The 15969-nt window shown below is 60.2% G+C and carries 13 protein-coding genes; 4 read left to right on the top strand and 9 right to left on the bottom strand.

Annotated elements, in window-relative coordinates; all coding sequences use genetic code 11:
* Positions 1–45: 45 nt before the first annotated feature.
* A complete protein-coding gene (mocA, locus tag ACTG20_RS13080; protein WP_439987713.1) occupies positions 46–711 on the bottom strand; it encodes a molybdenum cofactor cytidylyltransferase in 666 nt (221 codons plus the stop codon).
* Between mocA and yqeC the strand changes: the two genes are divergently transcribed.
* On the top strand, positions 710–1558 hold the full coding sequence (gene yqeC, locus ACTG20_RS13085; protein ID WP_194496378.1) for a selenium cofactor biosynthesis protein YqeC: 849 nt from the start codon (positions 710–712) through the stop codon (positions 1556–1558). The genes mocA and yqeC overlap by 2 nt on opposite strands.
* Positions 1559–1585: 27 nt before the next feature.
* Positions 1586–3178 carry a selenium-dependent molybdenum cofactor biosynthesis protein YqeB gene (gene yqeB / locus ACTG20_RS13090; protein ID WP_194496377.1) on the top strand — a complete coding sequence of 531 codons (1593 nt, stop codon included), beginning with the start codon at positions 1586–1588 and terminating at the stop codon, positions 3176–3178.
* Positions 3179–3281: 103 nt separating this feature from the next.
* Here the strand turns inward: yqeB and ACTG20_RS13095 are convergent, their stop codons facing one another.
* The 7 genes from ACTG20_RS13095 to ygeW form a co-directional block, all read right to left on the bottom strand.
* A complete protein-coding gene (locus tag ACTG20_RS13095; protein ID WP_042011257.1) occupies positions 3282–4367 on the bottom strand; it encodes a calcium/sodium antiporter in 1086 nt (361 codons plus the stop codon).
* Positions 4368–4527: 160 nt separating this feature from the next.
* The gene (locus tag ACTG20_RS13100) at positions 4528–5451 is read right to left on the bottom strand and encodes a DMT family transporter (RefSeq protein ID WP_194496376.1); all 924 of its coding nucleotides are present in this window, start codon (positions 5449–5451) and stop codon (positions 4528–4530) included.
* 171 nt (positions 5452–5622) lie between these two features.
* Complete coding sequence (arcC, locus tag ACTG20_RS13105) at positions 5623–6555, bottom strand: carbamate kinase (RefSeq protein WP_194496375.1); 933 nt, start codon at positions 6553–6555, stop codon at positions 5623–5625.
* A 95-nt stretch (positions 6556–6650) separates the two neighbouring features.
* Positions 6651–8075 carry a dihydropyrimidinase gene (hydA, locus tag ACTG20_RS13110; protein ID WP_194496453.1) on the bottom strand — a complete coding sequence of 475 codons (1425 nt, stop codon included), beginning with the start codon at positions 8073–8075 and terminating at the stop codon, positions 6651–6653.
* A 114-nt stretch (positions 8076–8189) separates the two neighbouring features.
* Positions 8190–9407: a YgeY family selenium metabolism-linked hydrolase gene (locus tag ACTG20_RS13115; protein ID WP_005336806.1), complete on the bottom strand. Its 1218-nt coding sequence runs from the start codon at positions 9405–9407 to the stop codon at positions 8190–8192.
* Between the two features lie 125 nt (positions 9408–9532).
* Complete coding sequence (gene dpaL / locus ACTG20_RS13120) at positions 9533–10732, bottom strand: diaminopropionate ammonia-lyase (protein ID WP_194496374.1); 1200 nt, start codon at positions 10730–10732, stop codon at positions 9533–9535.
* Between the two features lie 137 nt (positions 10733–10869).
* Positions 10870–12057 (bottom strand): knotted carbamoyltransferase YgeW, encoded by a 1188-nt coding sequence (gene ygeW / locus ACTG20_RS13125; RefSeq protein ID WP_005336811.1) that lies wholly within the window; start codon positions 12055–12057, stop codon positions 10870–10872.
* Positions 12058–12662: 605 nt separating this feature from the next.
* On the opposite strand from ygeW, the gene ACTG20_RS13130 reads away from it, so the two are divergent.
* Positions 12663–13256: a hypothetical protein gene (locus tag ACTG20_RS13130; RefSeq protein WP_194496373.1), complete on the top strand. Its 594-nt coding sequence runs from the start codon at positions 12663–12665 to the stop codon at positions 13254–13256.
* A gap of 40 nt (positions 13257–13296) precedes the next feature.
* Here the strand turns inward: ACTG20_RS13130 and ACTG20_RS13135 are convergent, their stop codons facing one another.
* Positions 13297–14301 (bottom strand): Wadjet anti-phage system protein JetD domain-containing protein, encoded by a 1005-nt coding sequence (locus tag ACTG20_RS13135; RefSeq protein ID WP_194496372.1) that lies wholly within the window; start codon positions 14299–14301, stop codon positions 13297–13299.
* Between the two features lie 212 nt (positions 14302–14513).
* On the opposite strand from ACTG20_RS13135, the gene ACTG20_RS13140 reads away from it, so the two are divergent.
* Entirely contained in the window at positions 14514–15755 is a 1242-nt protein-coding gene (locus ACTG20_RS13140; protein ID WP_194496371.1) for an esterase/lipase family protein, read from the top strand.
* The last annotated feature ends 214 nt before the right edge of the window (positions 15756–15969 follow it).

Consider the following 15969-nt stretch of genomic DNA (forward strand, 5'->3'; position numbering starts at 1 on the left):
TGGCTGCCATTGCACGCAGAGGGAGGTGGGCCCCAACGATGCGACTCAGCCCTGCTCGGTCGTAAACTCGTCGGCAGAACGCAGCTCCAGTTCGCCACGGATCAGCGCCTGATATCGCTCGGGGGTATCGATATCAAAGAGGATGGCAGGACTCTCGACCGGTATGGTGCGATGGGGGCGTTGCAGCAACCAGCGGCGCACCGAACCCTGTACCGGCGCAGCTGCCAGCTCCCTTGCGAGGGATTTTGGCAGCAAGACCGGGTGGCCCGCCTCCCCCTCAAAGCTCGGGAACAGGGCGAACTCTCCGCGTGCCTGCCACAACTGTTGGTAGACCTCGCACGGGATACAGGGCAGATCCCCGTGGCTGATAAAGAGGTAGTCAGCATCGCTGGCCGCCAGAGCGCAGCGGATGGAACTGCCCAACCCCTGCTCATAGTCAGGGTTGTGGACGATGAGGATGTCTGGGCGATTTCCATAACAGGCAGCGAGCTCGGCCCCGCGATGGCCCACGACCAAAATAATCCGGGAGCAGAAGGCCAGGGCATTTTTGAGACTTGCATCAAGAATTGTCCCCGAGCCATAAGGTAGCATCATTTTCCATGCCCCCATGCGGGATGACAAACCTGCTGCGGTAATTATACAGTCACACTGTTCACGCCCCCGAGCCTGCACCTTTTCATTCACCTCGCTATTTATTTCGGTCATTGCCATGTCCTTGCCACACTCTGTTATTCACGCGTTTCCGGATATTGGTTCGCTTTTAAATCCACTGCTTGAAAATAGTGACAACCATACCACGCTAATTAGCCTCTGCGGGGCCGGTGGAAAAACCAGCACCCTGTTCTGGCTGGCGGAATATTTTTATCAACAGGGTAAAAGGGTGCTAATTACCACCACCACCCGGATGTTTCTGCCTGCCCCGTCACACTATCGGGAATTGATTATCGAGACGGATCCCGTTCGTCAACTTACCCGCTGTCAGGCGCTACCGGATGGCCCGGCGCTGGTTGCCCTGTTCAGCCATCTCGACGAGCGCACCGGAAAGGTGGCGGGCCCCACGCCCCAGCAGATTGATCTCATCAAGGGGCAGCAGCGCTTCGATCTCATCCTGGTCGAGGCGGATGGCGCCCATCACAAGTTATTGAAAGTGCCCGCTTTGCACGAACCTTGCATTCCTCAGCACAGTGATTGGGTGATCGCCCTGACGGGCGGCGCCATGGTGGGGGCCAAGGCCGACCCGCAGCAGATCCACCGCTGGGCAGAGCTTCAGGCCCTGTGCGGGATAGAGGCCGGTGACCCCCTCGACTGGGCGCTGTTTCACCAGCTGCTCTGCCACCCCGAGGGGCTGTTCAAGGGCACCCCGGCCAGGGCGCGCCGGATCTGGTTTATCAATGGGGATTATCAAAATGAGGCGTCGTGGCTCGATGAATTGATAAAGCTGCATAGCCGCCACCCCGAGATCCACGCCATCTGGCAGGGGGCGGTTCGCGAACCACAACCCATTCGCCTCGCACTCGGTTACTTCGCTCAGGATGAGGCACAGCCGCCTCGCCCATGATGGTTTAAGGATAAGAAGAGGTACCTTATGAATCTGTTTGCACACGCAGCCCGACTGGAACAGGAGAACACGCCGTTTGCCATGGCCCAGATCATCGAGAGCCGGGGCTCTACCCCCCGCCATCAGGCCCAGATGCTGGTGATGGCCGATGGCCAGATCCTCGGCACCATCGGCGGCGGCATGATCGAGCGGCTGGTGATCGAAGAGGCCGTGGCGGCCATTGCCGAGCGCAAGCCGCGCATCTTTCACGGCCGGATGGCCCGCAACGGCGAACATGCGGTCGGGTCGGACTGTGGTGGCGCCATGTCGGTCTATATCGATGTCTACGGCCTGCGCCCCCGTCTGGTGCTCATTGGTGCCGGTCACGTCAACCGGGCGCTGGCCCATGCTGCGGCACCGCTCGGTTTTGATATCCATGTCGGCGACTGTTTTGAAGGGAGCCTCAACCCCGATCACTTCCCCGTCGGCACCCATCTCAAACAGGCCGATACCATCAGCGCGGTGATCGAGGCGCTGGCCATCGAGCCCACCAACTTCGTCATCATCGCCACCAACCATCAGGACAAGGAGGCGCTGGAACGGCTGATAAGCCGTCCCCTCGCCTATCTGGGGCTGCTCGCCAGCAAGCGCAAGGTGCAGACCTTCTCCCAGGCGCTGCGCCAGCAAGGGGTGAGCCAGGAACAACTGCAGCGGCTGCACGCTCCCATCGGCTACAACATAGGTGCCGAGACCCCCGAGGAGATCGCCATCAGCATCCTCGCCGAGCTGCTGCAGGTGAAAAACGGCAAATCGGGTGGTCTGATGCAGGATGACGTGCGCCTCAAGCGGGATCAACTGGTGGTGATGCGTGGCTCCGGCGATATCGCCACCGGGGTGGCGCTGCGGCTGCACAATGCCGGTTTCAAGGTGGTGATGCTGGATCTCGACAAGCCCACGGTGATCCGCCGCACCGTCGCCTTCGCCCAGGGGATGTTCGATGGCGAAACCAGTGTCGAGGGTGTGCGCGCCAAGCGGGTCGAGAGCGTTGAGCAAGCGTTCGAGCAGCTGGATCGGGGCATTATCCCGCTGCTGGTTGACCCCGACTGTGCCACCCTCGCCGAGCTCAAGCCCCGCTATCTGGTGGATGCCATTTTGGCCAAGCAGAACCTCGGCACCCACAAGGAGATGGCCCCCATCACGGTGGCACTCGGCCCGGGCTTTGAAGCGGGGCGCGACTGCGATGCGGTCATCGAAACCAACCGCGGCCACCATCTGGGCCGGGTCATCTATCAGGGCCCTGCCCAACCCAACACCGGCATTCCCGGGGTGATCGAGGGACACTCTGCCCGCCGGGTGGTGCGCGCCCCCGCCCCCGGGGTGATGAAGAGCCTGATCAAGCTCGGTGATCTGGTGCAGGAGGGAGATGTGATCGCCCATGTGGGGGACGCTCCCATTATCGCGCCGCTCTCCGGCATGGTGCGGGGGCTGCTCAGCGATGGCATCGAGGTGCCAGTCGGCTTCAAGATTGGCGATATCGACCCCAGAGGCGAGCGCGCCGATGCCACCACCGTCTCTGACAAGGCCCGCGCCATCGGCGGCGCCGTGCTGGAAGCCATGATGCATCTGGCCCAGCACCGATAACGGCTCTTCGCGTCCCCCTCACCAAGCAAAAGCCCCTCCATGATGGTGGGGCTTTTTTCCGCCTGTCGGTTGATGCAGCTCCTTTACATCAGGGGAACCTGCATCACGACCGGGTTCGTTGCAATCGCCAGGCCCGCACCGCCAGCACAACCAGAGTGATGGCGGTGAGCGGCAATACAAAACCGGTTAGTGCTGCGCTGAACTGACCTTGCAGCGGACTGGATGTAGCGTGGAGGATCAGCCAGCAGGTGTAGCCGATGTAGTAGGCCAGAAACAGCGCCCCTTCCCAGCGGGCGATGGTGTAACCGGTAAAGAAGATGGGCAGGCAGGCAAGCGCCACCGCAATCATTACCGGAATATCGAACTGAAGGGCGGTGGCCGACACTTCAAGCCCACCGGGAGTGACGATGGAGGTAAGCCCCAGCACGCAGAGGATATTGAAGATATTGCTGCCCACCACGTTACCCACAGCGATATCCCGCTCCCCGCGCAGGGCTGCAACGATGGAGGTCACCACTTCGGGCAAGGAGGTACCGGCCGCCACTATGGTCAAGCCGATGATCAGATCGCTCACCCCGAAGTAGTGGGCAATCTCAACCGCACTGCCAACCAGCAGGCGGGAGCCGAGGATCAGCAGACCCAGACCTGCGGCAATAAAGAGCAGATTGCGCAACCAGTTGCCCGCCGTACTCGCTTCACGGGTACCAAACTCCTGCTCGTACTCCGCCTGCACCGCTTTGTTTTCCCGTCGACTCTGGACAAAGAGAAACGCGGTGTAGGCGATGATGCCGGCAAACAGCAGCGCCCCTTCCAGTGGTGCAATACGGCCATCGTAGCCCAGCAACAACACCAGAAAAGAGACCACTATCATCAAGGGCACATCGAGACGTACCAGTTGCTGGGAGACGGTCAACGGTACGATCAGTGCCGAAATACCTAAAATAAACAGCACGTTGAAAATATTGCTGCCGACCACGTTCCCCACAGCTATCCCTGCCTGCCCCTCGAGGCCAGACTGGATGCTCACAGCCAGCTCGGGAGCACTGGTCCCAAAGGCCACTATGGTCAATCCCACCACCAGTGGCGATATCCCCATCATGGTGGCGAGGCGAGATGCGCCCCGCACCAGAGATTCGGCCCCCACCACCAGACACACCAGGCCTACAGCCAACCACACCAGCGTCATCATACGGTCTCATCCTTGCCGTTAGGTTCGTTGAAATAATCACAATAAATCAGATACCTGTGCTCCAGCACAGTCAGACCACGCCATTGTAACGAGGGGCTGGTCCCCTGTCGCGGGCTCTTTTGAGTGCCGTTTATCGTGCCACTGGCAGCCCAGTCACCACTCAACCATGCTTGATGCGAGTCTCCCCCGCCACAGACACCACGGAGCGTTTGCCCTTGCGGCTAATCACCAACAGCGCCAACACGATAAGGGCGATACCGCTCCCCTCCACCGGCCCCGGATTTTCGCCGAGCAGCCACCAGGAGAGCAGCACACCGGTCACCGGCACCGCCAGAGTGCTGAGACTGGCGATACCCGCTGGCAGTTTTTGCAGCACAAACAACCAGAGACTCCAGGCGATGGCGGTGGCGAAGATGGCGCTATAGGCCAGCGCCCCCATCACGTAGGGCTGCCAGTCGATGGGGCGCTCCGGCACCAGCGCCGCCACCAGCGCCATCACTATGGTTGCGTAGATCATCTGCCAGGTGGTGAGGGACATCAGATCCACCGCGGGATAGCGGGCATACATCCGCTTGGCGATGATGGCGCTAATCCCCCAGCAAATGCCGGAAGCAATCCCCAGCAGCGCACTCTTCATGGAATCCAGATGCAATTGCCAGGGCTCGATCACCAGCAGCAGACCGCAGGCAGCCACCCCGACTGCCAGATAGTGGAGCTTGCGCATCCGCTCGCCGAGAAAGAGCGCCGCGAAGATCACCACCCAGAACGGCATGGTGTAGCTCAGAATGGCCACCTTGCCCGCACCGCCGCTGATCAGCGCCCACTGGGCCAACCCCACCATGCCGCAGCTCTGGAACAGGGCGATGGCGAAGGTATAGCGAAACGGGGTGGGTTTGAGATAACGGCGACCGCGCAGGGCCAATACCAGCAGCAGAACCAGAGATCCGCACAGGCAGCGCAGGGCGGTGAACTCGAAGGCCCCCGCGTAAAGCATCACCTGCTTCATCACGATCCAGCTGTAACTCCAGATGGCGGTGAGCAGGATCAATCCCACCAGCGCCGCCATATTGATCTTTCCGCTCATTTGCTTGTTACTCACCTCTTGTCACTCATTGCGCCGGTTCAACTCTCGACGTCTTGCCCGCGCTTGAAGGCGGCCATCTTACGCCGCTCATCCTCCGCTGACCATGGTCGCCCCGAAATGAACAAGGGGGCCAACGGCCCCCGCAATCACACTCAACCCAAGCTGGAACGCCTAGCGGCTGATAAGGGTTCCCGTCTTGCCGGCAATGCCGTCGGCGGCCTTCTCCAGCAAGGTGATCAGGGATTTACGCCCCGGCATGGAGGTCGCGAACGAGAGCGCCGCCTCCACCTTGGGCAGCATAGATCCCTTGGCAAACTGCCCCTGCTCGATAAAACACTGGGCATCTCCCACGCTCAGCTGATCGAGCCACTGCACATCGGGTTTGCCGAAGTTGATGGCCACTTTCTCTACCGCGGTAAGGATGATCAGCATGTCGGCGTCAATCAGTTCCGCCAGCTTGGCACTGGCCCAATCCTTGTCGATCACCGCACTGGCACCGCGCAGGTGATTGCCCTCCCGCAGCACCGGAATGCCGCCGCCACCAACGGTGATCACCACCTGACAGGCAGCCAGCATGGCGGAGACGGTCTCTTTCTCGATGATATCTACGGGTTTGGGAGATGCGACCACCCGGCGATAGCCACGGCCGGCATCCTCTTTGAGCCGCTCCCCCTTGGCCATCAATGCTTCGGCCTCCTCCTTGCTGAAGAAACCGCCGATGGGCTTGCTCGGGTCGAGGAAGGCGGGATCGTTTTTATCCACCTCCACCTGGGTCACCAGAGTGGCGACCGGCTTGTGGATGCCGCGTTCCAGCAGGGCTTCACGCAGGGCATTTTGCAGGTCATAACCGATATAACCCTGACTCAGGGCCACGCAGACCGACATCGGCAGATGGGGGGACTTGGGCTCGTGGCGGGCCGCCACTTCGAACGCCTGCTGGATCATCCCTACCTGCGGGCCGTTGCCGTGGGTCACCACCACCTCATGCCCCTGGGCGATAAGGTCGGCAATGGTGCCCGCCGTGCTCTGCACCGCCTTCATCTGCTCGGGCAGGTTGTTGCCCAGCGCATTGCCACCAAGGGCCAGTACGATTCTCTGTTTCATCTTGTTATCTCCAGTGATGGGACAAGCCGGCGCAATACCGGCCCACCTTTCGTTGTTCAAATAACCTCGTGACTTTGCGGGATGCGAACTGCTTGTCAGCCTGCAACCGCGGGGCAAGGCGAGTGCAGCTCCGGCGCCAACGCCGGATCAAAGGACGCTCTGGCCAGAAAGCGGCCATGCCCCCGTTGTCCGGTAAACTCGCCATCGCGAGCGACTATCTCGCCGCGACTCAGGGTCATTCTGATCTGGCCGGGGCAGCGCATCCCCTCGTAGGGGCTGTAGTCGCCGTTGTCGTGCAGCGCGGCGTGACGGATCAGGGTCTCGCCACAGGGATCCATCAGCACCAGATCGGCGTCGGCCCCCGGTTGCAAGTTGCCCTTGCGCGGCCAGAGGCCAAACAGGCGCGCCGGGTTGGCGCTGGTGAGGGCCACGAAGCGGGACGGCGAGATGCGCCCGCCCAATACCCCGTGGGCAAAGAGCAGCAGCATCCGGTTCTCGACGCCCGGCAAGCCGTTGGGGCAGCGGCTGAAATCGCCCCCCGAGAGGGTCATGCGCTGGGCGTGGGAGAAGTTGCAGTGATCGGTCGCTACCGTATCGATGTCACCCGCAGCGATGCCGACCCACAGCTTGTCCTGCTCGCGGCGCGAGCGCAGCGGCGGGCTGAGCAGATAGTCGACTCCGTTCTCCCGGTAGTAGCAGGAATCATCCAAAAGCAGATATTGCGGGCAGGTCTCCACCCAGACCGGCTGACCCTGACGACGCGCCAGTTTCAGATACTCCAGTCCCAAGCCATTGGAGAGGTGGACGATATAGAGCGGCGCATTGCCAGCGAGCCCCGCCAGATTGATCATCCGGGCCACCGCCTCGGCTTCGCACTCCAGTGGGCGGCTTTGCGGGTGATACCAGGGTTCATGGTGACCGGCGGCCAATAGGGCCGCGCGGCGCGCCGCGATGGCGGCATCGTTCTCGGGGTGGACGGTGGCAAGCGCCCCCACCTCCTTGAGGCGGGCCAGGGCGCGCAGCACGTCGTGGTCCCCCAGCTTGTACTGGTAGGTGAGGTAGAGCTTGAAGCTGCTGATCCCCTCCTCCTGCACCATGGCGGCCATCTCGTGGAGGATGGCGTCATCCACATGCTGGACAACGCCGTGAAAGCTGTAGTCGACCACTGCCTGCTCGGCGGCGTAGTCGTGATAGCGGGCCAGCTGGTGATGCAGGTTGCACCCAGCCGGGCCAAATCCCATGTGATCGACGATGGTGGTGGTGCCACCACAGGCGGCAGCACGGGTACCGCTGAAAAAGTCATCGCAACTGCGGGCAATGCCGACATCGATGTTGAAGTGGGTGTGGACGTCGATGCCGCCCGGCATCACGTAGCAGCCGCTGGCATCGATCACGTCGGTCTCGCCATCGGGCTGGATAGCGGCGGCGCGCTCGAGGATCACCCCGTTCTCGATCAGCAGATCCTGACGATATTCACCCTGCGCATCGACCAACACACCGTTTTTGATCAGCCGTTTCATCCCCACCACCTCGAACATCACTTCAAACAGCAAAACCCCGCCTCAACACAGACGGGGCACTTGCCACACTTGCGACAGCCGGGCGGCGATGGCAGTCACCACCCGGCAGTCCCCTTACTTGTCCAGCTCGGCCAGATAGAGCATGGGGATCACGGCGTACATGGCGGCGCACTTGACCAGATGCTCTTTCCAGGTCTTCTCGTTCGGCGCGTGGGCTTCCGGCTCTTTACCCGGGCCAAAACCGATGACCGGAATACCGTGGCGACCCATGATGGAGACACCGTTGGTCGAGAAGGTCCACTTGTCCACCACCGGCTCCTTGTTGAACAGCTCGCGATAAGCCTTGGAGAGGGTTTTGACGGTGATGTGATCCTCTTCCACCTTCCAGGTCGGGAAGTAGCACTCGGTCGGGTAGACCAGACCGGTGTAGGCCGGACGGTCGTACTGATACATGGAGACCTCGGCACCGGCGGCTTGCACCGCAGGCAGGGCGCGGATCTCATCGAGCGCCCCTTGCCAGGTTTCGCCCCAGGTCAGGCGGCGGTCGATGGAGACGGCGCAGCTGTCTGCCACGGCGCAGCGGCTTGGCGAAGTGAAGAAGATCTCGGAGACGGTCAGGGTGCCCTTGCCGAGGAAGTCGTCATGACCGAGGTTGTGGCTGAGCTCCTGCAGCTCGCCGAGGATCGGGCCCATCTTGAAGATGGCGTTGTCACCGCGCTCCGGTGCGGAGCCGTGGCAGCTCACCCCCTGCACCTCGACGCGGATCTCCATGCGGCCGCGTTGGCCACGGTAGATCTGGCAGTCGGTCGGTTCGGTACTGACCACGAACTCGGGGCGGATCTTGCTCTGCTCGATGATGTACTGCCAGCACAGACCGTCGCAATCCTCTTCCTGGACGGTACCGGTCACCAGCAGGGTGTACTGATCTTCCAGCCCCAGATCCTTGATGATCTTGCCCGCATAGACCATGGAGGCCATGCCGCCTTCTTGGTCAGATGCGCCACGGCCGCCGATGATCTCGTGATCTTCCATCCCCTCATAGGGGTCGAAGGTCCAGTTGGCGCGGTTGCCGACACCGACGGTATCAATATGGGCATCCATTGCTATCAGGTGCGGGCCGTGGCCGATATAGCCCAGCACGTTGCCCATGGGGTCAATCTCGACCTTGTCAAAGCCAACCTTCTCCATCTCCTGCTTGATGCGCAGCACTACGCGCTCTTCATCGCAGCTCTCGCTCGGGATGGCGATCATATCGCGCAGGAACTGACTCATCTCGGCCTTGTACTGGTAGGCCTTCTCCAACACCATTTCAAACGGAATTTGCTTGCTCATTGTGATTCTCCATAACAACTGAGAGTGCGCGGCCTGTTCATCGGCAGCGCCCTGTGCCCGTTACCGCGCCCCGTCGGCGAGGCGCGATCAATGCTTCAATTCGTGTCTCTGCTCTGGCGGGAGAGTTAGTCGCAGGCAGGATGCTTGCCTTCCCACACCACTTCCCGGTAGTGGGTCATATCGGTGTCCCCTTCGGTGTTGATGATGAGTACGACCGAGTTGCTATCCAGCCCCAGACGTTCCATCAGCGCCGCGCGATCCGGGTGGTGACGCACTGCCGCCAGCACGCCGGTACCGACCGAGCCGGATTCGCCGGAGATGATGCGGGGGTCATTACCAAGGGGGTTGCCCAGCACCCGCATGCCCAGCGCCGACACCTTGTCGTGGCAGGAGATAAACTGGGTGGTGCAGCTTCTGAGCAGCGGCCAGCCGAGCGGATTGGGTTCACCGCAGGCAAGACCGGCCATGATGGTGCGCATGTCGCCCCCCACGTTGACCATCTCCCCCGCCACACCGGAGCGGTAGATGCAGTCGGCCTGATCAGGCTCGACCACGATGCTGTGCAGGTTTCTTGCCCCGAAGCAGTCCACCAGATAACCGAGCACACCGCCCGCCAGCGCCCCGACCCCGGCTTGCAGCAGCACGTGGGTCGGCTGCTTGATGCCCATATCCTGCATCTGCTCGACCGCTTCGTCGGCCAGGGTGGAGTAACCCTGCATGATCCAGGTCGGGATCTTGGTGTAGCCCTCCCAGGCGGTGTCCTGCACTATGTGCCAGCCGCGCTCTTCCGCCATCTTCATGGTCAGGCGCACGGTATCGTCATAGTTCATGTCGGTGACGATGCACTCGGCACCGAGATTGAGAATGTGGTCAACCCGCTCTTGAGCGGAGCCCTTGGGCATGTAGACCACCGCATGCTGACCCACCTGCTTGGCGGCCCAGGCAACGCCGCGACCATGGTTGCCATCTGTGGTGGTGGCGAAGGTCATCGGCTCCTTGATGTTGCGTTTGATGAGATCGAAGGAGAAATCCTCGATGGCCACCCCGTATTTTTCACAGAGCAGGTTGGCGATGGCATAAACGCCACCCAGCATCTTGAAGGCATTGAGGCCAAAGCGCTTTGACTCGTCCTTGACCAATATATTTTTCACCCCGATATAGGCGGCCAGCTCTTTCAGGTCGCACAATGGGGTCGGCTCATAACCGGCCAGTTTTTTATGAAAGGCACGAGCCTTTTGTGCTTCAACACGGGAAAACAGCGGTGATGGCTCGGCGGTAAAAAAGCGGTTATCGGCAATATCCATCTTCAGAGAAAATTGGGACATGCTTACCTCACTAGGCGTTACCAGACAAAGAGCTGCCTCGCCGGGAGATCCGTTATTCAGATACCACGGAGAGAAAACTCAAAATAATGGGTTCGACAGTGTGGGCAGGATGAATCTTCACCCTGCCCTGCCGTTATTTATTTCACCCGCTTTTGCGCCTCTTTAATCAGATTTTCCAGGGTTTCTGCCGGGGCGGAGAATTTACGGGCCATGATCATGGCGGCGATAATATAGGGCTTCCAGCTCGCCTCTTTGTAAGTGGCGATACGGTATTTCTCGAATACCCCTTCGGTTACTTCCCCTTCCTTGCAGGAGACACCGGAAATATCGGCCGGCAGGCAGTGCATATAGAGCGCCTCGCCCCCCTTGGTGAGCTTCATCATCTCCTCGGTGCAGTGCCAATCCTTGTGCTTGGCGTTCTGCTCAAGGCAATGTTTCTCCAGCTCTTTGAGGCCGGCGTGGTCATTGGCGCGCAGCAGTTCGGTACGCTGCTCCATCACCTTGTAGGGGGCCCAGGACTTGGGATAGACGATATCGGCATCCTTGAACGCCTCTTCCATGGAGGTGACCTGACGGAAGCTGCCACCGGAGGCCTTGGCATTCTCCTTGGCCACTTCGATCACGTCCGGGATCAGGTCATACCCTTCCGGATGGGCCAGGGTCACGTCCATACCGAAACGGGTCATCAAGCCGATGATGCCCTGGGGCACGGAGAGCGGCTTGCCGTAGCTGGGGGAGTATGCCCAGGTCATCGCAATCTTCTTGCCCTTGAGGCTCTCCAGACTGCCGAAGTGCTCCTGCAACCAGGCCAGATCAGCCATGGACTGGGTCGGGTGATCAATGTCGCACTGCAGGTTGACCAGCGCCGGACGCTGGGGCAGCACCCCCTTCTCGAACCCTTCATCCAGCGCCGCCCCCACTTCGCGCATATAGGCGTTACCGGCACCGAGGAACATGTCGTCACGGATCCCGATGGCATCGGCGCAGAAGGAAATCATGTTGGCGGTTTCACGGACGGTCTCGCCGTGGGCGATCTGCGATTTGCCCTCGTCCAGATCCTGCTGGGCCAGACCGAGTAGGTTCAGCGCAGAGGCGTAAGAGAAGCGGGTTCGGGTGGAGTTATCGCGGAAAACCGAGATACCGAGCCCGCTGTTAAACAGTTTGGTGCAGATATTTTCGGCGCGCAGGGTCTTGAGGGATTCGGCCAGTTTCAATACCAGCTCCAGCTCCTGAGGCGTTTGCTCCCAGGTCAGCAGAAAATCTTTTTCATGCAGGTTGGATTTGAGTGCTCTGATCTCTTTGATTAATTCGTTAACTGCTTTCATCGTTCGCCCCAATCATTGGATGAGATATGGATAGCTCCCCTTTCACTCACGATGTCACCAGCATCCCGGTTGTGGGTGAGCGCGTCGGTTAGCGTCGATATGAGGCAATCAATAACCGTGCCAAACCAATAAAATGCAGGCAGATATTAATAAATGGCGAAAGTGTGTGATGCCACCCACAAAATCAGCGGCTATTTCAGCCGTTTATTCAATAAAAAGATGAGCGGATCAGCCAAGCCAAAAAATAGCAAGGTGATAATAATCAGAGACGATATCTCGGCATCGGTGAGAATTATCATCAAAGGTCAGTTTCAAGGGCTGAAATGATATCAGCGGGGCTGTCGTTATCATTATGATAATGCCGTGCAGCGACTTGCTCTTTTGTTACGACCTCTTCTGCAGAAATGTCTCGGCCATCTCGCCTCCCCTGCACTCCCGTATCACCTCTCGCCTTATCTTCCGGCCACATCGCTGGGCGCGGTTGGCCCAAGGTGCTAACGTGAATACGCCAGCTGTGCATCTGTCGGATGCTCAGGAGAGGCCGACGTTCACTACCGCAACTGCGCGGATGAACCTGCATGACTTACCTCTTTGAGGGATTATCTATGTCCAGGAATGCTGCTCTGCTCATCACCCTGACCCTGCTCGGCATCACCCCTGCCCACGCCATCAGCGCCAAATATGCCGAGCAACTGGAGCACTCCGGCTGCACCCAGGTCACCGAGGCGCAAGGCTGTGACATTCACAAAACCAAAGCGGAAAATGCCAAGGCGGGATTTGGCACGGCCGCCCCGGCCGCGGAGGGCGGTCTGAATCTGAGCTATGAGCAGAAGCTGGAGCGCTCGGGCTGCACTCAGGTGAGCGAGCTTAATGGCTGCGATGTCAACAAAACCAAGGCTGAGAACGCCGCAGCCGGTGTTGGCAATGCTCCGGCCGCGGCAACCAGCGCCAGTCCCTATGCGGGCAACTGGATCGCCACCTTCCCTCAAACCGGCGCCACCGTGGCCAATATCCGCATCGATGGCAAGGATCAGGTGTGGGTCAACGACAAGAAGGTCAATGCCAAGAAATCCGATGGCGCGCTGGTGTTCAAAGATGGCATGGTCATCTACACCATTCAGGGGGATCGCCGCATCAAGGGTGAAGATGGCTGGGTCGATAATGATGCTGGCACCAAGGGGCCCATCAACGCCAAGTAAGCAGCTGACCACAAATGACGGGGAGCGCGGGCTCCCCGTTTCACACCTGATTGCCCATCTCTTCCAATGACCAGCTCCGCCACTGAGGAGTCAGAATTAATACCTCCTGCTCCAGCCAAGTCCCGTCTGTGATCAGTTTCTCGAGCCAGGGAACACCTGCCGGCGTGCTATGACCATCGGCCTGATCAGCCTGCGTCGTCACACGCCAGGGCACCTTGCCACTGTCCGTCGCAAAGGTGCGTACCGGACGGGCATAGTGCTCCAGATAAGGTTGCAACTCACAGGGGAGCCAGAGCATGGCAGGACGCTGTAGCTCGCGCGCCAGCTCGATGGCAATATCGATACCCCGTTGATCGAGATCGCCAAAATGGGCCCACTGCACGCCCGCAGGCAGCAGCGGGATCAGCTGTTTGGCCAGAGTGGTATTGCGACCGGGGGCAAAGAGCAGCAGTTGCCCGGGTTGCAGCGGGTAGTCGACAAAGGCTCCCTTGTTCTCCACCATAATGACCCGCTCCCCCTGCCAGCCGATGGCAGCCAGCGTGCCCAGAGTCCGCTCCGGCAACGCCAACTCCCCCAGCAGCGCCATCATTGCCGTCATATCGTGCTGCTGACCCTGCCGATCGACCAGTGAGAGCGGTTCGAGGGTACGGATGCGGATCACCTCATCCTGCGTGAGCGACAATTCCGCAAGCAGTGGCGCTGCCAGGGGTGCTGACCGCGAATTCTTGCTGTCCCCATGCCAGAGGGCATAAAAACAGGCCTGATTGAGCAGTGTTGGCAAACTCACTCCCAGACGTTGCAGCAGCTCACCCTTGTCCGGTTCGGGGGGCGCTGCCCGTGCCAGTTGTCCGGTCAGATAAGTCCGCCCCGCGTCGGTCAACACATAATGAGCACCTCGGCCAACCGGTTTGATCCCGCCCACCGCCTGCAACAGCTCCTTCAGCTCCCTACCATGCCGACTCTCAAGAGAGCAGCCCTTTCCGTTCTGGCTATCGAGCAACCGTGCACACAAATCCTGTACCCGCACCTCATCAAACAGCGACATCCTCACCTCTCCATATGGCTTCATATGACGAAGTAGAGGTGATTTTCCCTACCATTACCGTGACCGGCTTCGCAAGCGGTTCTTATCAACCCCGCCATGCATGGCCCGTTACTGGTAAACCTGCCACAAAGGGCGCAAGCTGGTTTGATATAGAGATACATTGCGCTCTTCGCGGCACGACAACGCGACACCCGCTTTCACAAGGGCTTGCCATGACCGACGCCACAGACCCATCGCCATCCTCTTCCTGGCATCTTTCGGATATCCGCGAGCTGGCGCAACTGCTGACTCTGGCGCTGCCCGCCGCGGTAGAGATCACCGAAGCGGTACATCAGGCGATACTGAGCGGTATGGGGCTCAAGGGACGAGATGAGGGAAAAACAGCCGGGATCACCGGGCTGGTCTACAAGGGGGTACATGGCGCCGCCAACACCCTGGGCAGTGGTATCAACCAACTGCTCAGCCGGCTGCCAGCCACACCGCCGCCCCACCATATCCCCGAAACCCCGAAACGTGCGGCCCTGATCGCCACGCTCAACGGCGTGTTGGGGGACAAGCTGGTCGAGCACCACAATGCCCTCGCCACCCCTATGACACTGCGCTATCAGAGCAAACCCCTCGATTGGCAAGCGATGCCGGAGGATCTACCCCGCGAGGGACGGGTGCTGCTGATGATCCATGGCCTCTGCATGAACGATCTGCAGTGGCAGACCGAGTATCAAGGCAAGCCGGTCAATCACGGAGAGCAACTTGCCGCCGTGCTTGGCTATCAGCCTCTTTACCTGCGCTACAACTCGGGCCTGCCCATCGCACAAAACGGGCAGCAACTGGCCATGTTGTTGGAGCAACTGCTCGCCCACTGGCCGGGAGAGCTCAAAGAGATAACGATAATGGGCTACAGCATGGGTGGACTGGTTGCCCGCAGCGCCTGCCACCATGCCAACCAGGCCGGGCTTACCTGGCTTGCGCACCTTGCCAACCTGATCTTTCTCGGCACACCACACCACGGCGCGCCGCTCGAACACGCCGGACACTGGCTGGAGCAATTGCTGCCCGCCACCGCATACAGCGAACCCTTCGTCAGGCTGGCGCGGCTGCGCAGTGCAGGCATCAAGGATCTGCGCCACGGCAAGGTGATCGAGACGCTCGTCCCACCCAATCCCGCCGCGCCCTCGCGCGATCCCCGCGTCCCACTCCCCTTGCCCTGTGGCGTCAACTGCTATGCCATTGCCGCGACCACTGCCGCCAAGCGCAGCCTGCTGGCTGATCGGCTGATTGGCGATGGACTGGTGCCGCTACGCAGCGCCCTCGGCCAGCACAACGAAGCGCGCCATCAGCTGGCTTTTCTTCCTGCCCATACCCTGATTGTCTATCGCACCAGCCATATGGCCCTGCTGGCCAACCTGCGGGTTGGCCAGCAACTGCTGCGCTGGCTCAGCCCCTTGCAGTTATAGCGAGCTGGCTATTAAAGCAACAGAGTGCTGGTTCACAAAGGAGCCCTGTGGCACTCTGGGACGTCAAAGGGAAGACCCACACTGACACCTGATGTGTCCCCACTGCAAAGGAGCGCCACCGATGGCCAAAGCAAGCAAGAAAGAGATCAAGAAGAAGATCGCCGCTCGTCTTGAGAAAATTGCCAAGCATGAAGGCAAGATCAAGAAGCTGAAG

It is taken from the genome of Aeromonas sp. 84A (assembly GCF_051919345.1).
In the GTDB taxonomy this organism is placed as follows: Bacteria; Pseudomonadota; Gammaproteobacteria; order Enterobacterales; family Aeromonadaceae; genus Aeromonas; species Aeromonas veronii.